Origin of the sequence: Selenomonas ruminantium AC2024, from assembly GCF_000687995.1 — a bacterium.
GTDB lineage: Bacteria > Bacillota > Negativicutes > Selenomonadales > Selenomonadaceae > Selenomonas_A > Selenomonas_A ruminantium_B.
The window spans coordinates 1-21,981 of sequence record NZ_JIAC01000001.1; the positions used below are offsets into that span (position 1 = coordinate 1).

Genomic DNA, 21,981 nt, shown 5'->3' on the forward strand with positions numbered 1-21,981 from the left:
GAGACGTGCTTCTTCCTTGGCCAGTTCATTCAAGCGGCCAAAGTCCGTGGCGTTCTCCGCCATTTGCAGCTGCACCACCTTCAGTTCCCCTTCCTTACTGGCGATAATGCCTTCGATTTCCGCGTACTCCTTCTGCTCCTTGAATGTGAACTTGCGCTTGGCAGGCGGCGCCGTCTTTTCCTCGGCCGCCTGCTTTTCCTTCGGCTTCTTCACGGCAGGTTCTGCTATGGCTTCAGTCTGTGCAGTTTCCTCAGCCAGCCTTTCCTTGTAATAGGAATAGCCGCCCGCATACATGCGCAGATTGCCGTCAGCTTCATAGGCAAAGACTTTGTTTGCCAGCCTGTCCACAAAGAAACGGTCATGGGATACAAAGATGATAGCGCCATTGAAATCATCGATAAAACTCTCGAGCACCGCCATGGTTTCGATATCCAAATCGTTGGTCGGTTCGTCGAGCAACAAGACATTCGGTTCTTCCATCAATACCCGCAGCAGGTAAAGCCGCCGCTTCTCGCCACCGGACAGCCGCCCAATCGGCGTCCACTGCAAATCACCGGGGAATAAAAACCGCTCCATGAGCTGTGATGCCGAAATCCTCGTGCCATCTGCCAGCGTGATAAAATGCGCGGCTTCCTTCACATACTCGATGGCGCGCAGACGCTCGTCCATGTCCACCGCCCGCTGGGCAAAATAACCGATTTTGACCGTCTGCCCAATGGTCACTGTGCCAGACGTCGGCGCCAGCTGTCCGGCAATGATATTCAATAAGGTAGTCTTCCCTGTTCCATTAGAGCCCAGAATACCAACACGGTCGTTGCGCAATACCGTATAGGTAAAATCCTTGACAATCGTACGCCCGTCCACTTCATAATGCACATGGTCCAGTTCAATAACCGTGCGCCCTAAACGGCTGCCGGCCAAACCGATTTCCACCGTGCTGTTATCGATATTTACACTTTGCGCTTTGACTTCCTCATAGCGCTGAATGCGTGCCTTCTGTTTGGTTGAACGGGCCTGTGCTCCGCGGCGCAGCCATTTTAACTCATTGCGCAGGAAATTCTGCCGCTTGGCTTCCGTGGACTGCTCCCGTTCCAGACGCGCCGCCTTCTGTTCCAGATACTCCGAATAGTTCCCCGTATAAGTGTAGGCATTGCCTTGTCCAGTTCCAAAATCTCGTGGACGTATTATCGAGGAAATAGCGGTCATGGGTCACCATGAGGATGGCACCCTTAAAGGCCCGCAGATATTCTTCGAGCCAGCCAATGGTTTCACTGTCCAAGTGATTGGTCGGCTCGTCCAAAATCAGCAAATCACAGGGTTGAATGAGTGCCGTTGCCAAAGCCAGCCGCTTCTGCTCACCACCGGAGAGCGTACCTGCCTTGGCCGTATAATCGCGGATACCTAACTTCGTCAATACCGTCTTGGCCGCACCTTCAAGCTGCCAGCCGTCATACTCATCAATCACCGCCGTATAGCGCATGATTTCCTGCTGCGCTTCCTTGTCCTGCGGATTTTTCTCCACCGCCGCCATAGCCAGTTCATAGCCCCGCAAAGCCTGCATCAAAGGCGACATCCCGCGGAACACCTCCATGAGCACCGTATTTTCCGGTTCAAAGACCTTATCCTGCGCCAAATACTCAATCCGCAGACCGCGCATGGTGGTAATTTCTCCGGCATCCACAGGAATCAGTCCCGCCACCGCCTTCAAAAACGTACTCTTGCCCGTGCCGTTCACACCGACAATCCCGACCTTATCCCCGGCATCCATACTGAAATTCACGCCAGAAAACAAATTCTTCTCGCCATAACTTTTCGTAAATTTTTCTATAGTTATTATCATCGTTGAAACATCCTTACTTCAAAAGTCCGAAATGAAATAGCACTTGCCGACACGCAAGGCAAGTGCTATAATGTAAGCAAGTTAAGGGTGCCGCCCAGCGGTCAGCCCTCGCAGGTTAATATTTTACTTCAAACGATAACCGCTCATGCCGGCAAGCTAGGAGCGGTTATTTTTTCACTTCTACAACTATCATCCAAATCAATAGTAAAACTACGATTGTTTCAGCCATAGGCGCCGCCCCTTTCCAGAGGGCGAAACCGCTAAACAGCACCTGAATGTAATTATAGCAGGCGTTGGGCTGAAAAGCAATGCGAAGCGAGCGACAGGCGGGGACTGGCTGACAGGAGCGTTTGGCGCGGAACGTAAAGAACATATTTTTTATCAATCCAAAAATGGGCTGGAAAAGTCAACTGTCTGAGCACAGCGAGTTTTGACTTTTCCAGCCCTTAAATTATGGATAAAAAATATGTTCAGTTCCGCGCCTAAGCGGATGGCAGCCAGTCCTCGCCTGCCGCGTCTTGCACCTCGAACCCAATCGTGGTAATCAAATCAAAGGTATTTTTTCTGCACCTGCCGCAGTCTTACTTCCAGACATACCGCACCGATAACAATGCCCGCAATCAACCCAATCCAGTATCCATACGGCCCCATATCGGTATACTTTGCCAGTCCCCAACCCATAGGCAGGCCGATAATCCAAAACGAGAGCACAGCGAGCATAAAGGTCACATGAACATCCTTAAAACCTCTGAGCGCTCCCTGAAGCGGCGCATTGATGCTGTCGGCAAACTGCATAAAGACCGCGTAAATCAGAAACCCAGCTAGTATCGGCTGCACTTCAGTACTGCTGGTATAAAGAGCGGCGATTTCATCGCGGAACTGGGTTAAGAGCAGCGCCAATGTTCCAACGCTAAAAAAGGTCAGATAACGGCTGAGCTTGATGTACTGCCGGGCATCCGCCAATCGTTTTGCCCCGACCTCATAGCCCACCAAAATGGTCAAGGTCATGCTCACCGCCAGTGGCACCATATAGACAATGGTCGTAAAGTTCATAGCCGCCTGATGGGCCGCCACAATCGCCGTCCCATAAGCCGTCATAAAGAGCCCCACTGCCCAAAGATACTCTGCTCACAGAACATCGTCGCGCCAATGGGAATACCAACGCCCAGCTGTTTTTTCCATTCGGCCAGATGAATCCCCGGCAAGTGACGGAACACATGATAGTCCTTGAAGGGATGCATGCGGCTGACCACGATAATATTCAGGACAAGGTTTAACGTCAATGTTACCGCTGAACCAATCCCCGCACCGATACCGCCAAATGCCGGCAGCCCAAAGAGGCCATACATAAAGATATAATTTAACGTGATATTGGTCGGCACCGTACACATGGTCACGCACATCGTAAGCCGCGTATAACCATGGGCATCAATAAAGTTGCGCAGCACCGAGGAAATAAAGATGGGAATGATGCCTAGCGACAGGAACATCAGATAATGGCTCGTGATGTATTCCACCCGCGGCTCCAGATTCAGGAGCGGCAGAATATAGGGTACTGCAAGCCAGCCCAAGGACACAAAGCCCACGCCTAATGCCAAAGCCCAATAAAAGCCCTGCTTGACGATAAAGCCGATTTTTTCCTGCTTTCCCGCGCCATAAAGCTGCGAAATGGTTGGCGTCAGCCCCGAGATAATTCCTAAGAAACTGCCGAAAAAGGGCATAAAGAGATTAACCCCCACGGCTACACCCGCCAAATCCTGCTGGCTGATATGCCCGGCCATTACCGTATTAAAAAACCCTGTTGCCATTAAAGACAACTGGGTTATAAAGATGGGCAAAAGCACCACAAAGAATTGTCGTGCTTTTGCCTTGTAACCAAAGGTCTGTTTCATCAGTTTTCATCCTTAGACAGGCAACAGTTCTTATACTTCTTGCCGCTGCCACAGGGACAAGGGTCATTGCGGCCCGCCTTTTGACGGCGTACTTCCGCAAAGGGAATCACCTGACCCACACCACTCTTGGCGAAAAGTTCGCTGGGGGTGTGGCCTTTAAGCGGCCAAAGATGGGTTTCGTTATTGTAGGCAATGAGCAGAGGTACTACAGCCTTCATCTTGGCCTCGTCCTCCATCATGCCCAGCTGTTCCAGATATTCAGCAGCTTCCTGCATGGAACCGCCATTCTGCAACAGGATAAAGATTTCGCCCACAATATCCGCAGCCTTGAGCACATCACAGCCATGCTCCTTCATAAAGAACTGCGCCAAATCCTTGTACTCGTTGGTCGCATCAATATGATTATTGGCACCTGCTTCAAAAAGCTGTTTATAGCCAAATTCTGCATAGTCCAGATTGCTGTGCTTGCGCTGTTCGTCTTCCAGAGCGTTCTCATCAATCAGCGTATAGTACTTCACGCCCTGCGGCAGTGCCACAATGGTGTTCGTCCAGCAGGAAGCATTGAGCATCACGCCCACAAAGTCCTTGAAGGACAGGTTTTCCCGCTGGTCGGCTTCCAGCTGCCCGGCCACTTTGGTATAGAGGGTTTCATAATCCATATAACCATAGTAGAACAGATAACCGGCCGTCAGGCGGGTAATCTCCGTGTTCATGGTCGCAAGCGCCTCAAAGTTCGGAGAATCCAGCTTCTTGAATTCAGCCCGGATTTCCTTCGGCATGTACCAGATAAGTTTATCTCCATCCTTACCGCAGGATAAGAGGCCCAGTCCCCGCAGGTAATCCAGACGCACATCATCATCCCGCAACTTGGCACTCTTGCCCTTTTCGAGAATGAAATGCTGGAAGCATTCGTATTCTTCCAAAAGAATAGAGGGCAGCCAGATGCGGGCAAACTTCAAAATTTCCGGAGCCAGCTTCTCTGCCAATTCTGCCTTCTTGAGGGAGCTGGCGCCGCTGATGTTGAGGTTGTAGCGGATATCGTCGAGTTCCGCCTTAGTCATGGCGTTCAGCATGTCCTTCAGCGTGTTCTTTTCCGGCATCTTGTGACGATAGAGGGCCTTCTTGCGCTCCTCCATATCCGCTTCCATCATCTGGGCAAGAGTTTCTGCCTGGGTCAATTCTTTTTTCTGGTCTTCCATTGGTCTTTCTAAAATCCTTTCTATCCTTACGTCTTACAGGGTAATTTGTTCTCAGCCAAAGTAATCGGCAATGCCATCGGCAATGCCCTGGGCAGCTTTGCGAATGCCTTCTTCGCTGTCGAGCATTTTCTCTTCGCTCTCGTTGGAGATAAAGGCAACTTCCACCAGCGTAGCCGGCATATCGGTATGCTTCACCACATAGAAGTTGCTGCTCTGGGTGCCCCGGCTCTGGGTGCCCAGCTGGTCAACGATGCCAGCCCGAATCTTATCCGCCAGCTTGCGGGAGCGCTTGTCCCCCAGGGAATAATAATAGCCTGTGGTACCTTTCGCCGCATTGTTGGTAAAGGAATCCATATGAATGGAAACAAAGATATCGGCTTTCTTGACATTGGCCACATCACAGCGAGCCTGCAGTTCTTCAATGTCCGTAGCCTTGGCCCGCTTCTTGGAAACTTCGATATCGGCATTACGGGTCATATAGACCGTAGCGCCTTCTTTCACCAACAGGCGTTTGACTTCATTGGACACCCGCAGGGTCACGCTCTTTTCCATAACCCCCGTGGGGCCGATAGCACCGGAGTCGCTGCCGCCATGACCGGGGTCAATGACGATTATGCGGCCTTTCAAGCCGGTAATGCCTGCCAGTTCGCCATCCATGTCTTCCCCACCAGCAGGTTCCTGTTTTTCTGCAGGTTCGGGTTCAGGCTTGGTACTTGGTTTCGCCGGTTCTGTTTTCGGCGTGGACGGATGCGAGCCTGTTTTTGACATGTCAATTTGTGCGTCATCCGAATCGGTCAGATTGCCAAAGTCCATGACAATGCGGCCGGGTGTTTTGCCACTACTCAAGGCAAAGACATTGTAGTTGTTTTTGCCCACCTTAGTCTCTACCACCACACGAACAGTTTTGGGGTCAAATTGGGCGATTTTTACGCCCCCTACAAAGCGGTTGTCAATATGGATGTGTTTGTCCACCTTCGGCGACAGCCAGGCATTTTCTATATCCACCACCACACGGTCAGGGCCGGACAGCACCATTTTTTTGTATTTTACGGGCTTGGTGGCATCGATGACAATACGAGTCTTATCCCCGTTAAAACTGTCACGGATGCCAGTGATTTCGGCCATGCCGCTGATACGCTCACTGAATGCCTCATCAGCAGCCGAAGCCGCGGAGAGGGGCAGGAGCAGACATAAAGTTGTCAACAGCAGTAAATGTATATAGAAGAAAATACGTTTCATAGAATCCCTCCATTACAGGACACATATACTCTATTATCAACTTTATTGCGTGAAAATGCAAGGGCTGGGGAGGATTTTAATGGAGATTTAAGATAGAACATCTTCACACACTGCTTTGAGACAACGAGAATGGGGAAATTTTCCTTATCGTAAAAAGTCCGCTGACAAAAAGTGTCAACGGACTTTTAGTAAATTGCAGTTTGTCGATGTTATTGCGAGATTACTTTTAGTTGTTACAGCTCAATTTGGGCGGAGGTGGTAATACTTTTCGCCGTTGCACTAAATGACCCACAAGTAAATGTATGGACCTTTTAGTTACCTGCGCCGGGCAAGACCGGCGGCGCGTATGTTCAGCCCAGTGTTTAGTCTGTGCCGTTTGTGGGCCAGTCCTCACTTCGTTCGGACAGTCGTTCCACGCCGAAAAGCATCACCACCTCCACCCTAAGCAATGCTCGTATAAGACGGTATTTTCGCGGTGACAAGCAGCAAGTACATCGATGTTCTTGTAACGGGAACAACGAGTTCTCGCCGATTGCATAATCCATAGTTTGAGGCGGACGGGAAGTGATTTTTCTGTCAGGAGCGACTGCCTGAACGAAGTGAAGGCCGGCCCCTGTAGGATGCAGCTAAGCAAATACGCTGAAAGCAGCGCCGTTGGCCTGCCCGGCGCAGGTAACTGGACAGTTCTCTTTTACGAGGGGGTCGTTTAGCGGAAAACAGAAAAATTACTTCCCGTTCGCCCCTGACAACGTATGAACTGGATACCTTTATCACGAGTTCCCCGATAAACTAACGTCTTGCTTTTGGCTTGCCGAGAATTTCTGACCAGATAACTGCCTGTTGCAAATTACTTAACGTCACCGTATTCTGCGGAGCCTGTGCTTGTTCGACTCGCTGGGATTCTGCACGTTTCTCTGCCTGTTCCCGCTGCTTTTTCTTGCGGCGCAGCATTTCCTGATAGCGTTCCTGCTGTGCACGAATCGCCTCCTGTGTTTCCACTTCTGCCGTTGTCTGAATGTCAGGCAGCGGCGGAGCGCCTCTCAGTTCCGGAATTTCGATTTTTATGCGCTCCTGTTTAGGCTGCGGAATATCCGGCAGGGGGCGCTGGGGGAAATCCGGTATCCGGCGTTTGGGCACCGGCTTTTTCTTGTCCTTGCGGTCAGAAAAGATGGCAAAGAGAATAAAGAGGACTATGACCCAAAAGGAGTCCATAAGTACCCCTCCTTATTTTACCGGTGCCGACGGCGCCTGCAATTTGCTGCCCGCACTGCTCGTGCTGATGGCATTGCGCATATCCGTGTCGGCCTGCACATTGTTGAGGTTGTAGTAGTCCATAACCCCGAGCTTGCCTTCCCGCAAAGCCTGTGCCATAGCATGCGGCACTTCGGCCTGTGCTTCGACAACCTTGGCTTCCATTTCCTGCGTGTAAGCCTTCATTTCCTGCTCTTTAGCTACAGCCATCGCGCGGCGTTCTTCGGCTTTAGCCTGCGCGATGCGCTTGTCGGCTTCGGCCTGGTCAGTCTGCAGTTCTGCACCGATGTTGCGGCCTACATCCACGTCAGCGATATCAATGGAGAGGATTTCAAAGGCCGTACCGGCGTCGAGGCCCTTCCCCAACACTGTCTTGGAAATATCATCCGGGTTAGCCAGCACATCATTGTGGCTTTCGGAAGAACCTACAGTTGTGACGATACCTTCGCCAACACGGGCGATAATCGTCGGTTCACCAGCACCACCGACCAGACGGTCAATATTAGCGCGCACGGTAACACGTGCCTTGATTTTAAGTTCGATACCGTTTTTGGCCACAGCGGAAACCACCGGCGTTTCGATAACCTTCGGATTAACGCTCATCTGCACGGCTTCGAGCACATCACGGCCAGCCAAATCAATGGCGGCAGAGCGTTCAAAGGGCAGGGGAATCTGCGCACGGTGAGCCGCGATAAGGGCATCCACGACCTTATCCACGTTACCACCCGCCAAGTAATGAGCTTCGAGCTGATTAACGGCCACATCAAGACCAGCTTTATTGGCCTTAATCAGCGGCAGGATAATCTTGTTAGGCGGTACGCGGCGCATGCGCATACCAACCAAAGTCATAATGCCCACCCGCACATTGGCTGCCAAAGCAGAAATCCAGAGTCCGATGGGGACAAAGTGCAGGAACACCATGATAAATGCAATAATCAGGACTAACAAAAAACCTGTTCCAATCAAACCACTCATAAATGCAAAACCTCCTTAAATCTGTCGCACAACTACCCGGTTTCCTTCGACGGCCACAACTTGAACCTGTACACCTTTCGGCACAAAAGCCCCTTCGGAAACCACATCCACAGGTTTGCCATTCAGCCGCACACTGCCAGAAGGACGCAGCTCCGTGAGCACTTCACCCACAGCTCCCAGCAGTGACTCCCGCGGTGCCGCACTGACAAAGCCGCGTTCCGAACGCGATTCATCCTTCAGCACCACCTTATTCCAAAGTTTACTCGAAGGCAAACGCTTAACGATAAGTGCAAAAATCACAATCGCTGCCACAAAGGAAATCAGCATGGCATAGAGCGCATGAATATCTCCGCCCAGTGCCAGCACCACGCTGTAGAGCATAGCGGCAACACCCAGGCCAGCCAAAAGCCCCACCGTAGGCAGCAACATTTCCACGATAATACAGAGAATACCGCCCATAAATATGGCAATCTGATACAGGGACACCAGCCCTTTCACATACTGACTGCCCCAAAAGACACCAGCGGCTACCAGCCCCAGCAAGATACCTGCTCCCAAGCCACCAGTCTTTATCTCCACCATAATGGCCAGAAACATAATCGCCAGCAAAAGCATCTGCACCACCGGCATACCTACCACCATATCCATATACTCACCCCCTAAGAAATATTTCCACACCGCCTGCATAAAGTCCTGCCTAGGCGAAGCTACTGCATCGTACTAAGCTCATGGAGACTGGTGATGTTTTCCGCAGCTTTTGACAAGCCTGTCTATGGCGAAGGAAAAGCATCACTAGTCTCCACGAGCGCCTTAGCACCTCTATGTAACATACAACCTAAGCCCGTGGGGGCTGGCGGTGTTTTTCCGTAGCGTTTGACAAGCCTGTCTCAGCGGAGGAAAAATACTGCCAGCCCCCACGGGCGCCTTAGCACTATGATGTTATCCCTGCAGGAAGCTCTTCACGATTGTATTAACCATCTTCCCATCAGCGCGCCCCTTAACCTTCGGCATCAGCACGCCCATAACCTTGCCCATATCCTTCGGCGTAGCAGCTCCGGTCTGTTCCACCGCAGCCTTCACGAGTTCACGCACTTCGTCTTCGGAAAGCTGAGCCGGCAGATAAGGCAGGAGCACATCGATTTCCGCCTGCGTCTTTTCCACCAAATCCTCACGGCCACCCTTCTGGAATTCTTCGATGGAATCACGGCGCATTTTTACTTCCTTGCTGATAACCGCGATTACATCTTCCTCGCCAAGTTCCTTCTGTCCGTCAATTTCCTGCTGGCGGATAGCACCGCGCACCATACGGATAACGGCCAGACGTTCCTTTTCCTTATTCTTCATGGCTTCTTTCATGTCAGCAGTAAGCTGTTCCTTTAACGACATTTTCTAATCCTCCTGTAATATAAATCCATATAACAAAAAGACACCTGAAAATCTTACGACTTGCAGGTGTCCCGCGCAAATTATCTGAACTTGCGTTTACGAGCTGCTTCAGATTTCTTCTTGCGGCGAACGCTCGGTTTCTCGTAATGTTCACGTTTTCTCACTTCAGCCAGAGTACCAGCTTTCTGGGACATACGCTTGAAGCGGCGGAGAGCACTATCGATTGATTCGTTTTTACCAACTTTAATTTCGTTTGCCATCTATTTTTCCCCCCCTCCACTTAACATGGGAGTTTGTGTTTCTAAAACTACACCACGATATTATACAATAAAGGTAGCGAGCCTGTCAACACAAATCCGCACAAATCGTTAGCCTGGGGGCCATTGCAGGGAGCGACCGCCTAAGAGATGGAAATGCAGATGTTTTACGGTCTGACCGCCTTCATCGCCCGTATTGGCAACTACACGGAAACCGGATTCCGCTACACCTAACTCGCGTGCAATCTGCGGAATCACATCGACCAGAATATGTGCTGCCAGTTCCTTATCTTCAGCCTTTAATGCTGCCACGCTTTCCACGTGTTTTTTCGGAATCACGAGCACATGCACAGGGGCCTGCGGTTCCAAATCCTTGAATGCCAGCACGGTCTCGTCTTCATAGACTACCGTAGACGGAATCTCCTTGCCCGCAATCTTGCAAAAAATACAATCTGCCATCATTAACACCTCCTTCACAATCGCATATTATACATTATTCGTCATAAATTGGAAAACACCTGCAAGGATGCAAAAAATATTTTCTCACTGTTTATTTTGTCACCGTCATTCCCCCGTTTTGAATTACAAAATGAATCGTCTCCGAAACAACGGACTCATTCCGCGCAGTCGTGAAACGGAATGCAAACGCGTAGGTCCCATTTGCAAGCGGCTCGTCTCGCAAAACAGGCTCACCTGCCAACTGGAACGTCGTGCCTTTCACTTCCTCTCCCTCGTCATTGAAGAACAGCGGGATGATTTGGTCGCCAGCTTTCAAGTTCAGGTTTTGCCTATCCATCCAGCCATTTTTCAAAACGCGGTGAATGCTGAGTATCTCATATTCGCCCTTCGTGAAATCATAGCCAGCGGTTAGATAACACTTCTGCCCGTTAAGCAGAATGTAGGAATAGTAAAGATTATAATCCTGCTGCTGTTCGCTGAGATAGAAAGACAGGACATGACCGTTCAAGGCTGGCCACTTCCCGTCAAAATTCTCCTGGAATACGCCGCGCTCCCAATCGGCCTTCATTTTATCATCACTGCCCAGATAAATCTCTCTTCCCTGCGCATCATAGGAACAGAGCAGAAAATCGGCCTGACTGATGGCATTGGCATCTTCCGGCGAAAGGGCGATAGTGGCCATATTGTTCTCATTAAGAACAATATGCGCATGTTTTATCTTCTCGACATCAAAATAAAACCAGGGTGTACCATCGCCGCTGCCGGAAAGCATATCGTGATAGAGCTTGGCGAACGCCTTGCTGACTCCTGTCAGGGACGAGTAAATCTGCCACGAATCCAAACCGCCATAGAGGCTGTAATAGCCGGACAATCCCATACCATATTTACGATAGGGCCCCGCCGTCTTGCATACCACAGCTTTATCCAGCGCCTCCACGAAAGCAGGAGCTGTGCTAAGCTCGGCCATGCCGTCCGCCAAAGAGCCCAAATCCACCATATTGGTATAGTCTTCGCTGTCATTCGGCCCATAATTTTCCACGCCGCCAGCCACCCGGTCATACGTGGTGAAAAAATGACGCGGATTTCCCTGGGACAGTTTCAATGCTTCCTGCCCCATTTTTTCGTAAGCATCATTCAGAGCGGGCATTTGCCCCAAATCAATCAGGGATAAGGTTGCCATATCATCCGCTTCATGGCGCTCGCAATGCGGCAGGTAGGTTTCACAGATGACCGTCCCGAGCTTTTTCCCGTCCATGCCCGGGTCTTTCGCTAAAGCTCCTACCCAGCCGACATAGTCCGTGCCTGTTCCCGGCATGAGTTCTTCCGAAGCCGCCATGTAACGCGCAAAGCCGTACATGGTGTTCGCGGTCTCGATGCTCGCCATCAGGCAGGTGTCAAACAGCACGAGCTCAAAAGCCGGCTTCTTCGGATTATTTTCTTCTACACTCTGCAGTGCCTGCCGTAAATCATTCAGAGTGAGTGTCGTTTCATATTTTTCATCAAAGCAGCAGCCGCCTAAACTGCCACCGCCATGGTCCCAAAAGACGAGCATCCGATGGTCCGCAGGGTAACGCTCCTTGCTGAAGCGCAGAAAGGCCTCCAGTGTTTCTTCATCCCCCATGCTGGCATCCTGCAGTCGTTCTACCTCATGAAAACCACTGCTGTCATAAACATAACGGGCCAATTCATTTTCCGGTATGCCTGCGGTCTGCCATTTTTTTGCACCACCGGTCTGAATGACGAACTTCACATTTTCCGGAAGTGGTATGCTTTGCAAGGCCTTCAGGTCAGCTGAGGCAAAACCACTCTCTGACTCCAAATCCGAGCCACACATATAGATGGAAACGACCCAGTTGCCCTGTGTGAACTTTATCCCGGAACAGCCTGCAACCAGCCCACCCAACAGTACAATAAAAAGCAGCAGGCGGCACAAGGTCTTCTTGCTCATCCTCTCATCCCCTTCTTCATTTTTCCTGTTCTGACACACGCTATCCCCAGTCAGCATCATCAAGCGGTTCAAGCTTTTACCGTAATGACTTCTTCGCCAGCCATTGGCAATTTCCTCCTGTGCCATCCCTCTGCCGCTCATTTTTCTGCCTGCGGCTACAGAGCAACTTTATACAAACAAAGACCCCGAAGCCCTTTTCATTGGGTTTCGAGGTCTTTTCATTTTTAAGATACCAATGGTATTTGTAAATAGATGGTCGTTCCCTTGCCCAGCTCACTTTCGAGCCGGATTTCAATGTCATGCTGCTGGGCAATCCAACTGGCTATGGAAAGCCCCAGCCCGGTTCCGCTGACGCCCTGGGCCTTGGTACGGGAAGTATCCACCCGATAGAACCGTTCAAAGACCTTCTGCTGGTCTTTCTTGTCAATGCCAATGCCGTTATCGGCCAGCGCCACTTGCATGAACAGCCCGTCCTCATTTTCCACCCGTTCGGACTTCACCGTGATACGGCCGCCCTGGGGCGTATACTTCGTGCTGTTATCCAGGAAGATGCGGAACATCTGCCGCACGGTCACCAAATCGCCATACATCATACCGTCATCATTTTGCAACAGCTCCACGCTGTGATTCTTGGTCACGAGCTGCATCTTCCGCATGATGTCTTCCAAGAGCTCACTGAGTTCGATATTTTCCTTATGCAGTACCTGACGGTTCTGGTCAGCCCGGGCCAGAAACAGGAGCTTTTCAATCAACTGCTGCATGTTCTCGGCTTCGGAGCGGATGGACGAAATGCCCTCATCCAGTACCGCTTCATCCGCACGTCCCCAACGGGACAGCAAATCCGAATACCCCAGGATAACCGTCACCGGCGTGCGCAGTTCATGGGAGGCATCCGACACAAAGCGCTTCTGCTGCTCAAAGCCCCCCTCCAACCTATCCAGCATGTGGTTGAAGGTCTGCGCCAATTCGGAAAGCTCATCCCGAGCAGGCGGCACCACAATGCGCTTGTCCATATTTTCCACTTCGATTTTCCGAGCCGTAGCCGTCATCTCGCGAATGGGCTGCAAAATGCGGCGGCTCACAAAGAATCCTGCCAACAGCGCCAGAAAGAAGCCCAAAATCGTCATCAGGAACAGAATTTTCTGCAGGGTTTCCAAAAAATGCTTCTCCGCGGTGATGGTGCGGAAGAAGTGCATATTATAAACCTGTCCGCGGTATTCCACGTCCATGCGCGCATGGTAAAGTGTGGCATTGTGAAGCTGCACCACCTGCATATTCTTGTTGGCCCAGAAGGGCGGATTTTTTTCCGTATGTTCCTCGATGCGCCGCAGTGGCGGGTAATGGCTGTCGTTTTCGTAAACGATTTTTCCCCGGCTGTCGGTTATGCGCAATACCACACCGGGCAGAACCAAATCATCGCGGCCAAAATCCATATCCAGCGAACGGCCCTGCTCCATGACATCCAACACATGATTCATGCTGATTTCCAATTCCACTTCCGCCTGATGGTAGAAGGAGAAGAATACGCCCAACCCCGTCAGTGTACTGGTGAGAATCAGCACCAGCAGCAGTACCGCCGCATAAAAGCAGGTAATCTTGGTGGAGATTTGGGCATAGCGCAGACGCGCAAACATCAGTTTCGGATGCCGCAGCCAGGCCTTAATCCCTGACAGCATAGCCTATGCCCCGCACCGTATAGATGTATTTTTCCTGATAGCGTTCATCGATTTTCGAGCGGAGGTAACGGATATAAACATCCACCACATTGGTGTCCCCATTGTAATCATAGCCCCATACCGCCTGCAGAATCTGTTCACGGGACAGAACATTGCGCTTGTTGCGCAGCAAAAATTCCAACAGGGCATATTCCTTTTTGGTGAGCTGCACAAACTCACCCTTGACCCGCACTTCATAGCGGCTCGGAATCATGATGAGGTCCTTGATGGCCAGACGCTCGTTCTCATCCCCTTCGCTGGGATTCTCCTTGTAATGGCTGCGCAGAGCACGGCGGATGCGGGCCAGAAGTTCCTGCATGTCGAAGGGTTTGGTGATGTAATCATCCGCGCCCAAGTCCAGTCCCGACACCATATCGGACACATCATCGCGAGCCGTCAACATGATGATGGGCACGTCCGAAGTCTCCCGCACTTTGCGGCAAACTTCCATCCCATCCATTTCCGGCAACATCACATCCAAGAGTACCAGGTCAAAGCCACCCTTTAAGATTCTATCCAGGGCATGACGGCCGTTATCCTCAAGAGCCGTGTCATAGCCTTCATGTTCGAGTTCAATCTGCAAAAAACGGGCAATACGGTGTTCATCTTCTACGATAAAAATTTTCGGATTCGCCATACAAAGTCCCCTCCTGTAAGTTAAACATACATATATAATATAACGAAGGGCAAGGTTTGAAAAGCCTTGCCTTGTAATTATAATGGAAATTTAATGTTGTACTTTCGCTGCGGCCTTGGCCAAAAACTTCTCCTTGGCTACCGCAAAACGCTCATGGCTGCCTACGCCAATTTCTCCCTGGTCATCATAGGCCCGCACGGTGAAGATAATCTTGCGCCCTTCCACAGCCGTAACCTCAGCTTCCGCCCGCACGGTTAGTCCCACAGGCGTCGCTGCGGTATGCGCCACATGAAGGCTGATGCCCACGGTGGTCCAGCCCTCCGGCACCAGAGCTTCCACTGCCTCCGTAGCCGCCTTTTCCATCAGGCAGGTCATGGCCGGTGTCGCATAAACCGGCAGGCTGCCGCTGCCCATGGCCCGGGCGGTTTTTTCCTCTGTAACTTCCTCAGAAACCGTATTTTTAAGTCCCACTTGCACAGCCGTTAATTCCATCTTTATACTCCTTTCTCTCCGAGAAACATTTCTCGGAACAGACGAATCAGATGTTCACTGGAGGATGAGAGCGTGCGGTTCTTCAGCCAGGCAATTACCGTATGGGTACTCATCTCCGGCTCAATCAGCTTTTTATATATGAGATTGCCGTCAGTCAAAAGGGTCTTGGAGGACACCGGCAAAAGCGCCATGCCCATCCCCATCTTGGCCAGCAGCAAGTCCTGTACGATACTGTCGCTGACGCAGACAATGTTGGGCTCAAAGCCCAGCTTGCGGCAGTTGGCAATGAATACCGACTGCCAGCGCAGCGGAATGATGATGGGCTGGTCTTTGAGCTCTTTAAGTTCCACCTTATCGCTGGCGGCGCCGATTTCCTGCTCCTTGTTCATGATGAGCACCAGCGGCTCATTGGGCAGCACAATGGACTCGTAAACCTTGGAATCCACCTGCGTGCGGGTAATGCCGATTTCAATCACGCGGTTATCCAGCAGTTCCAGAATGCGCGCCCCTTCCGCTTCCCAAATCTGATAGGTCACATTGGGATAGCGGGAATGAAATTCAGAAATAAGTTCCGGCAAAAGTAAAGCCCCGGACGTAGTGATGGTACCCAGGCGAACAGAACCGGCTATGCCCGAGCCGATTTCCGTAATCTCCCGGACGGTACCATCCACCATGCCCAGAATGTGCTCCACGCGGGAGTACATGACCCGGCCCGCATCGGTCAGGCGGATACGGCGGCTGCCCCGTTCAAAAAGCTGTACTCCCAGAGAAGTTTCCAGCCGTTTCATCTGCCGCGATAAAGCGGGCTGGGCAATATCCAGCCGCTGGGCCGCATGACTGATATTTCCTTCCTCCACAATGGCGTAAAACGCCCGCATATCCTTGATATCCATTTCCTGCCTCTTTCTCAAATCTATATGCAAAACTTCATAGCTAGTATAACCATTTAGGTTTATTATAACTTTTTTGACAAATAAGAGCAATGTTTTTCCAAAAAAGTAATAAAAACAAAAGAGGCTTATTCAGCCTCTTAACTGTTTTGCAATATGACATAATTTTCCGGATGCATCCCCGGGGTGGCCGTGACCTTGATATCCATGGCAAATTCCGCCGCCAGATTCATGAGCAACTGATTGTGGCGAAGTTCCTCCGCCACAGATTCATGGACTTCGATTTCATAGCCGTCCTCTGCATGGGATTTATGCTCCATGCGGCGGATGTCTCCGGCAATGCGGATGCTGACCGTCTCCGGCGATTCCACCCGCCCACGCCCATGACAGATAGGACATTCGCTGTAAATGATGCTATCCAGATTCTGCCGAGATTTCTTGCGGGTGATTTCCACCAGCCCCAAACTCGTGATATCCACGATATTGGTCTTGGTGGGGTCAAACTTGGCCAGTTCCCGCAAATGAGCGAGCAGCTGTTCCTTATGCTCGTCCTTTTCCATATCGATAAAATCCACGATGATGATGCCGCCGATATCCCGGAGGCGCAGCTGGCGCATGATTTCTTCCGCCGCCTCCTGATTGGTGGCATAGACTGTTTCCCCCAGATTGGTGCTGCCCGTGTACTTGCCGGTGTTCACATCAATCACCGTCAGCGCCTCTGTCTTGTCGATGACCAGGAAGCCCCCGGACTTCAGTTCCACAGTACGCCCGCCCAGATTATCCAGCTCTTCTTCGATGCCGTAATGCTTAAAGAGCGGTTCCCGGCTGTCATAATACCGGATTTTCTCCGTAAGTTCCGGGGACAGCAGCTGCACAAAATCCCGCACCCGCTGATAGACGGCCTGATTGTCAATCCACATGGCCTCCACTTCCGGCGTCAGATTATCCCGCACAACACGGATAATCAAATCTGCATCCCGGTAAAGGAGATTGGCCCCCTTGCTCTTCATCTTGAAGCGAGCCATCATGGAATGCCAGAGCTTTTCCAGATATTCCACATCTTCCTGCAAGGACTCTTCCGTAGCCCCTGCCGCTACCGTGCGGATGATAAGGCCCATCCCTTCCGGGCAAATGCGGGAGGCAATATCATGCAGCCGGTTGCGCTCCGCTTCCTCCTCAATCCGCCGGGACATGCCAATATAAGCCGCCGTCGGCAAAAGCACCACATTGCGCCCGGGCAGGGTAATATGCGTAGTCGCCCGCGGCCCCTTCGAGCCGATAGCGTCCTTAATAATCTGCACCGGCAGCTGCTGACCGATATGAATCTTCTGCGGATGAGGAAGTGTCTGCTTCACATCCGCAGGCATTCCATCCCCGATATACATAAACGCATTCTTGCCCGTCCCAATATCCACAAACGCCGCCTGCATCCCCGGCAGGACATTCTGCACCTGTCCTTTATAAATATTGCCAACAAGATGCGAATGTGTGGCCCGCTCCACTTCTATCGAAGAAAGCTTGCCATCTTCAAGAATCGCCAGTTTCGTTTCTTCGGGTACAACCGTTACTAGAATAGATTTCATCAAATCACCTCCCCCATTTTTATAATATCGAACTAACTATACAAGTTCCACGAGCCTTTTCCCATTAGCCAGCATGGCTGTCCGACAGATTTTCGCCTCTGCAGGATTGGCTGGTAAGCTGAACTGTTCAGCAAGAACATGAATTACTTCACTCGGCTTCACGCTGCCGCTGTCCGTAATCGCAATATCAATATCCAGAACCAACGTATTCCCCTCAAGCGAAACTTTCACTGGCTGTTTCATATATTTCTTCAGTTCAATATCGCGCTTCTTTTTCGGCGTAACGCGCTGGAACTGAACTTCCTTCGCTTCATTGTACCGCTTCACCGCCGCCTGGGCAAGGGCCAAGTCTCCCCGCAGCGGCATATAAGCTGCGTATCTTGCCTCATCGGCCTGCGCCATCATGGCCTTCTGCTTGGTCTTGACCTCGCGCAGTTCCTTGAGTTCAATCCCCGGCGGCAGCTGGGCTTTGAGCTTGTCAAAGACCTCCGGCTGGCAGACGGGCTTTAAGAGTTCAAATTCCATATACTCCGCCTCACTGGTCACGCCTAAAGACAAGGCCGAAGCAAAGGCGACCTTCATATGATGGTTGAAGCCCTCGGAATACGCCATCGGCAGGCCGGAACGCTTGAACGCACGGATAAAGATATTGGCATAATCCAGATGGGATACGTAGCGCAAATCTTCGCCCTTGGTGATTTCCGCACGGTATTTATAGAGCGTGCGGGGACGGCCGGAATCCTTAGGGTCACGATGGACTTTAGCGGGCAGTTCCGGCGACTGATAGTTCCGCTCTGCTTCTTCCTTGGCATAATCCATCACATGTACGCCAAGATTCGGGCAGATGCCGCAGGCCGAGCACTTGCCACGGCGGCAGTCCTCGGTGAGGGCCGCCTGCATGGCCTTATGCCACTCACGCAGCAGGAACTCCGTATTGACGCCCGGCGAGGTAATCGCCCAGGGCAGTGCCTCGTTAAAGTTGCGGGTGCGCTGGCTGTAATACTTACCATCAATGCCGCATTTTTCCATCGCCTTAAGCCATGTTTCATGCTGGTACAAATCCGTCCAGCCGTCGAACTTGGCCCCATCCTGCCATGCCTGATAGAGCACTTTTGCTAAGCGGCGGTCACCACGGGCAAACACACCTTCGATAACAGACAGACGCGCATCATGGTAATTAAAGGTAATCGCGCGATCGGTGATGTGCTCCTTCAAGAGTTCCTGACGGCGCTGGAATTCTTCAATGGGCAGCTGACCGAACCACTGGAACGGCGTATAGGGTTTCGGCACGAAGCAGGAAACAGACACCGTGACCTTGACGCCCCGCTTGCCCTTGATTTCCGTATAGAGGTCAACGACTTTCTTCGCGAGCTTGGCAATGCCGATAACATCCTCGTCGGTTTCTGTCGGCAGTCCCATCATAAAGTAGAGCTTGACCTGCTTCCAGCCCTGCTTGAAGGCCGAAGCGCAGGCATTCATAAGGTTTTCCTCAGTTACACCTTTATTGATGACATCGCGCAGTCTCTGCGTACCTGCTTCGGGTGCAAAGGTCAGGCCGGACTTGCGCACCTGCTGCATTTTATGCGCCAAATCAATGGAGAAGCTGTCAATGCGCAGGGACGGCAGGGAGAAACTCACTTCCTCGTCCTTAAAGCCGAGCATCAAATCATCCACCAGACGGCCCAGGCAGGAATAATCCGCCGAGGACAGCGAAGTCAGACTCATTTCGTTGTAACCGGTGCTGTCGACTAAGTTTCTGGCCATCTTCTTGAGATTTTCTTCGGTACGTTCACGCGCCGGACGATAGCAGATACCCGCCTGACAGAAACGGCAGCCACGGGAGCAGCCACGGAAGAGTTCGAGCATGGCGCGGTTATGGACAATATCCATGGACGGCACCAAGGGGTGCTCCACGCTCATGGTCTCATCCATATTCTTGCAGACACGTTTATAGATAAGGGTCTTGGCGTTTTCATGCAGCGGTTCAAGCTTTTCATAGTCGCCATCTGCCGTATATTTCGGCTCGTAGAAGGACGGCACATAGATGCCGTCAATCACCAGCAGACGTTCGAGGAAACCTCGACGTCCGCCAATGCGCCCTGCCTTTTTCCACTCGATAAAAGTCTTGGAAACCTCCACAATGGCATCCTCTGCTTCACCGACGATAAAGAAGTCAAAGAAGTCCGCAATGGGCTCTACGTTGTAAACGCAGGGGCCGCCGCCCACGATAAAGGGCATATCCTCGCCGCGGTCTTTGCTCCAAAGGGGAATCCCTGAGAGGTCCAGCATATTGAGCACGTTGGAGTAAATCATCTCATACTGCAGGGAAAAGCCGAAGAAATCAAACTTAGAAAGCTCGTGCTTCGTTTCCAGCGAGAACAGCGGGATATTGCGGCTGCGCATCTCCGCTTCCATATCCGTCCAGGGCGCATAGACACGCTCGGCGGCAATGTTCGCTTCCTTGTTCAGGATTTCATAGAGAATCGCCAGTCCCAAGTTACTCATGCCCACTTCATAGACATCCGGCAGCGCCAATGCAAAGGTGCAGTCAACCTTATCCCAATCCTTCACCTGTGCATTCCATTCACCACCCGTATAGCGGGACGGCTTCAGCACCGACTGGAGCACCTCATGATTGAGTTGTACCATTTCGTTAAATTCCTCCATACATCTTTTACACATTCAGTTCAAATACAGAGCCTTCCCCTAGAGGGGAAGGTGGCAGCCGCAGGCTGACGGATGAGGTGTACAGATATCCTGCCTTTTGACCTCATCCACCGCTCCGCGGTCCCCCTTCCCCTCCAGGGGAAGGCTTTTTAGTTACTAGAATTCTAATTTCTTTTTTCTAAGCTGTATATTCAGTAATATCGCTATCGCCATGATATTGGTAGTCAGTGAACTTACCCCGTAACTCATAAGCGGCAGGGGAATCCCCGTAACCGGCATGATGCCCAAGGTCATGCCCACATTGACCAGCACATGGAAGGCCAGCATGGACGTGATGCCCACCGCCAGCAGGCGGCCGAACATATCGCTGGCATCCTTGGCAATCTGCGCGCCACGCCAAAGTACCACGAGGTACAAGAGCAGCAGGCATACAACGCCAATAAAGCCCAGTTCCTCACCGACCACGGCAAAGATAAAGTCCGTGTGGTTCTCCGGCAAAAAGTCCAGCTGACTCTGCGTGCCTTCGAAAAGACCTTTACCAAAGAGCATACCGGAACCGATGGCAATCTTGGACTGGATGATATGATAGCCCGAGCCCAGCGGATCCACATTCGGGTCCATAAAGACCATAATGCGCATCTTCTGATAGTCCTTCAAAAAATGCCAGAGCAGCGGCATCATGGCAATGCCTGTCGCAAAGAGTCCGCCGAGCAGCCTAAGGTTAATGCCGCTGACAAAGACCATGCCTAAGAAAATCGCCATAAACACCAACGAGGTCCCAAGGTCCGGCTGTTTCAAGACCAGCAGGAAGGGCAGGCCCACATAGGCCGCCACGGGCAGCAGCTCATGGAGATTGTTGAGTTTCCCCACCCGATCCTCCAGCATCGTAGCCAGAGATACGATCATGATGATTTTGGAAAACTCCGAAGGCTGGATGCTGATTGGCCCGATGGATATCCACCGCTGCGCACCCAAGGCCGACTGGCCCACCAGCATAACCGCCACCAGCATGATGAGATTGAAGATGTAGAGCTTGTTGCCATAGCCCTGCAACATCTTATAGTCAAAGTTCATCAGAAAAGCCGCCATAGCGATATTTACCGCCGCAAAGAGGCCCTGCCGGGCCACGAACCAATACCGCTCGTCACCGGGGGTATTGATGTGCGTGGCACTGCCGATAATCACCAGACTCATGATGATGATACCGGCCGTTGCCGCCAGCAGAGTTAAGTCCGTGCGGCGTAAGATCGTTTTGGTCATGATTGTTTATCTTCTCTCAATGCTCGCCCTTGTCATGCTTCATACGGCTGACGGGGATATTGGCTACCAGAGCTACAGAATCATCATCATTAGCCAGAGAGATATCCATATCCTGCTGATTGATTTCCATATAATTGGAGATAACTTTAATGATGTCATTCTTCAGATTGTCCATAACCTCCGGGGAAATATTGGCACGGTCATGGATAAGTACCACCTTCAGGCGATCCCGGGCAATCTTACCGGTTTCTTCTTTTTTGCCAAAAATTTTCATCAATGCGTCCAACATAT

17 protein-coding genes and 2 pseudogenes are annotated in these 21,981 nt (G+C 51.4%); all 19 read right to left on the reverse strand.

Annotated elements, in window-relative coordinates; translation table 11 throughout:
• Positions 1–1,840 (reverse strand): annotated as a pseudogene (locus P157_RS15835) (ABC-F family ATP-binding cassette domain-containing protein); the annotation flags it as partial.
• Positions 1,841–2,389: 549 nt separating this feature from the next.
• Positions 2,390–3,732, reverse strand: a pseudogene (locus P157_RS13415) (MATE family efflux transporter).
• On the reverse strand, positions 3,732–4,931 hold the full coding sequence (locus P157_RS0100015; RefSeq protein WP_026759204.1) for a YecA family protein: 1,200 nt from the start codon (positions 4,929–4,931) through the stop codon (positions 3,732–3,734). The pseudogene P157_RS13415 and the gene P157_RS0100015 overlap by 1 nt, the downstream one beginning before the upstream one ends.
• Before the next feature lie 51 nt (positions 4,932–4,982).
• Positions 4,983–6,170, reverse strand: a complete 1,188-nt coding sequence (locus tag P157_RS0100020; protein ID WP_026759205.1) for an N-acetylmuramoyl-L-alanine amidase — start codon at positions 6,168–6,170, stop codon at positions 4,983–4,985.
• A gap of 789 nt (positions 6,171–6,959) precedes the next feature.
• On the reverse strand, positions 6,960–7,382 hold the full coding sequence (locus P157_RS0100025; RefSeq protein WP_026759206.1) for a hypothetical protein: 423 nt from the start codon (positions 7,380–7,382) through the stop codon (positions 6,960–6,962).
• A gap of 12 nt (positions 7,383–7,394) precedes the next feature.
• Positions 7,395–8,396: a flotillin-like protein FloA gene (floA, locus tag P157_RS0100030; RefSeq protein ID WP_026759207.1), complete on the reverse strand. Its 1,002-nt coding sequence runs from the start codon at positions 8,394–8,396 to the stop codon at positions 7,395–7,397.
• Positions 8,397–8,411: 15 nt separating this feature from the next.
• On the reverse strand, positions 8,412–9,044 hold the full coding sequence (locus tag P157_RS0100035; RefSeq protein WP_026759208.1) for an NfeD family protein: 633 nt from the start codon (positions 9,042–9,044) through the stop codon (positions 8,412–8,414).
• 291 nt (positions 9,045–9,335) lie between these two features.
• Entirely contained in the window at positions 9,336–9,782 is a 447-nt protein-coding gene (locus tag P157_RS0100040; protein ID WP_026759209.1) for a GatB/YqeY domain-containing protein, read from the reverse strand.
• Positions 9,783–9,862: 80 nt separating this feature from the next.
• Positions 9,863–10,042: a 30S ribosomal protein S21 gene (gene rpsU / locus P157_RS0100045; RefSeq protein ID WP_014425320.1), complete on the reverse strand. Its 180-nt coding sequence runs from the start codon at positions 10,040–10,042 to the stop codon at positions 9,863–9,865.
• A gap of 108 nt (positions 10,043–10,150) precedes the next feature.
• Positions 10,151–10,498 carry a histidine triad nucleotide-binding protein gene (locus tag P157_RS0100050; RefSeq protein WP_026759210.1) on the reverse strand — a complete coding sequence of 116 codons (348 nt, stop codon included), beginning with the start codon at positions 10,496–10,498 and terminating at the stop codon, positions 10,151–10,153.
• A gap of 91 nt (positions 10,499–10,589) precedes the next feature.
• Positions 10,590–12,572: a clostripain-related cysteine peptidase gene (locus P157_RS13420; protein ID WP_051598401.1), complete on the reverse strand. Its 1,983-nt coding sequence runs from the start codon at positions 12,570–12,572 to the stop codon at positions 10,590–10,592.
• A gap of 98 nt (positions 12,573–12,670) precedes the next feature.
• Positions 12,671–14,080 carry a sensor histidine kinase gene (locus tag P157_RS0100060; RefSeq protein ID WP_026759211.1) on the reverse strand — a complete coding sequence of 470 codons (1,410 nt, stop codon included), beginning with the start codon at positions 14,078–14,080 and terminating at the stop codon, positions 12,671–12,673.
• Between the two features lie 25 nt (positions 14,081–14,105).
• Positions 14,106–14,798, reverse strand: a complete 693-nt coding sequence (locus P157_RS0100065; protein ID WP_026759212.1) for a response regulator transcription factor — start codon at positions 14,796–14,798, stop codon at positions 14,106–14,108.
• A gap of 90 nt (positions 14,799–14,888) precedes the next feature.
• Positions 14,889–15,290: a thioesterase family protein gene (locus P157_RS0100070; RefSeq protein ID WP_026759213.1), complete on the reverse strand. Its 402-nt coding sequence runs from the start codon at positions 15,288–15,290 to the stop codon at positions 14,889–14,891.
• A gap of 2 nt (positions 15,291–15,292) precedes the next feature.
• Positions 15,293–16,183, reverse strand: coding sequence for a LysR family transcriptional regulator (locus P157_RS0100075; protein WP_026759214.1), 891 nt, complete (start codon positions 16,181–16,183; stop codon positions 15,293–15,295).
• Positions 16,184–16,320: 137 nt separating this feature from the next.
• Positions 16,321–17,763, reverse strand: coding sequence for an Rne/Rng family ribonuclease (locus tag P157_RS0100080; protein WP_026759215.1), 1,443 nt, complete (start codon positions 17,761–17,763; stop codon positions 16,321–16,323).
• 36 nt (positions 17,764–17,799) lie between these two features.
• Positions 17,800–20,412 (reverse strand): TIGR03960 family B12-binding radical SAM protein, encoded by a 2,613-nt coding sequence (locus P157_RS0100085; RefSeq protein WP_026759216.1) that lies wholly within the window; start codon positions 20,410–20,412, stop codon positions 17,800–17,802.
• Between the two features lie 174 nt (positions 20,413–20,586).
• Entirely contained in the window at positions 20,587–21,690 is a 1,104-nt protein-coding gene (gene rodA / locus P157_RS0100090) for a rod shape-determining protein RodA (RefSeq protein WP_037368027.1), read from the reverse strand.
• Positions 21,691–21,706: 16 nt separating this feature from the next.
• A complete protein-coding gene (gene minE, locus P157_RS0100095) occupies positions 21,707–21,979 on the reverse strand; it encodes a cell division topological specificity factor MinE (protein ID WP_026759218.1) in 273 nt (90 codons plus the stop codon).
• Positions 21,980–21,981: the final 2 nt, after the last annotated feature.

Bases quoted from the DNA above. Each gene is read 5' to 3' on its own strand.
- rpsU (WP_014425320.1), bottom strand. From the start codon at position 10,042: ATGGCAAACGAAATTAAAGTTGGTAAAAACGAATCAATCGATAGTGCT.
- P157_RS0100020 (WP_026759205.1), bottom strand. From the start codon at position 6,170: ATGAAACGTATTTTCTTCTATATACATTTACTGCTGTTGACAACTTTA.
- rodA (WP_037368027.1), bottom strand. From the start codon at position 21,690: ATGACCAAAACGATCTTACGCCGCACGGACTTAACTCTGCTGGCGGCA.
- P157_RS0100085 (WP_026759216.1), bottom strand. From the start codon at position 20,412: ATGGTACAACTCAATCATGAGGTGCTCCAGTCGGTGCTGAAGCCGTCC.
- P157_RS0100060 (WP_026759211.1), bottom strand. From the start codon at position 14,080: ATGTTTGCGCGTCTGCGCTATGCCCAAATCTCCACCAAGATTACCTGC.
- minE (WP_026759218.1), bottom strand. From the start codon at position 21,979: ATGTTGGACGCATTGATGAAAATTTTTGGCAAAAAAGAAGAAACCGGT.
- P157_RS0100070 (WP_026759213.1), bottom strand. From the start codon at position 15,290: ATGGAATTAACGGCTGTGCAAGTGGGACTTAAAAATACGGTTTCTGAG.
- P157_RS13420 (WP_051598401.1), bottom strand. From the start codon at position 12,572: ATGGCACAGGAGGAAATTGCCAATGGCTGGCGAAGAAGTCATTACGGT.
- P157_RS0100075 (WP_026759214.1), bottom strand. From the start codon at position 16,183: ATGGATATCAAGGATATGCGGGCGTTTTACGCCATTGTGGAGGAAGGA.
- P157_RS0100050 (WP_026759210.1), bottom strand. From the start codon at position 10,498: ATGGCAGATTGTATTTTTTGCAAGATTGCGGGCAAGGAGATTCCGTCT.
- P157_RS0100065 (WP_026759212.1), bottom strand. From the start codon at position 14,798: ATGGCGAATCCGAAAATTTTTATCGTAGAAGATGAACACCGTATTGCC.
- P157_RS0100035 (WP_026759208.1), bottom strand. From the start codon at position 9,044: ATGGATATGGTGGTAGGTATGCCGGTGGTGCAGATGCTTTTGCTGGCG.
- P157_RS0100040 (WP_026759209.1), bottom strand. From the start codon at position 9,782: ATGTCGTTAAAGGAACAGCTTACTGCTGACATGAAAGAAGCCATGAAG.
- P157_RS0100025 (WP_026759206.1), bottom strand. From the start codon at position 7,382: ATGGACTCCTTTTGGGTCATAGTCCTCTTTATTCTCTTTGCCATCTTT.
- P157_RS0100080 (WP_026759215.1), bottom strand. From the start codon at position 17,763: ATGAAATCTATTCTAGTAACGGTTGTACCCGAAGAAACGAAACTGGCG.
- P157_RS0100015 (WP_026759204.1), bottom strand. From the start codon at position 4,931: ATGGAAGACCAGAAAAAAGAATTGACCCAGGCAGAAACTCTTGCCCAG.
- floA (WP_026759207.1), bottom strand. From the start codon at position 8,396: ATGAGTGGTTTGATTGGAACAGGTTTTTTGTTAGTCCTGATTATTGCA.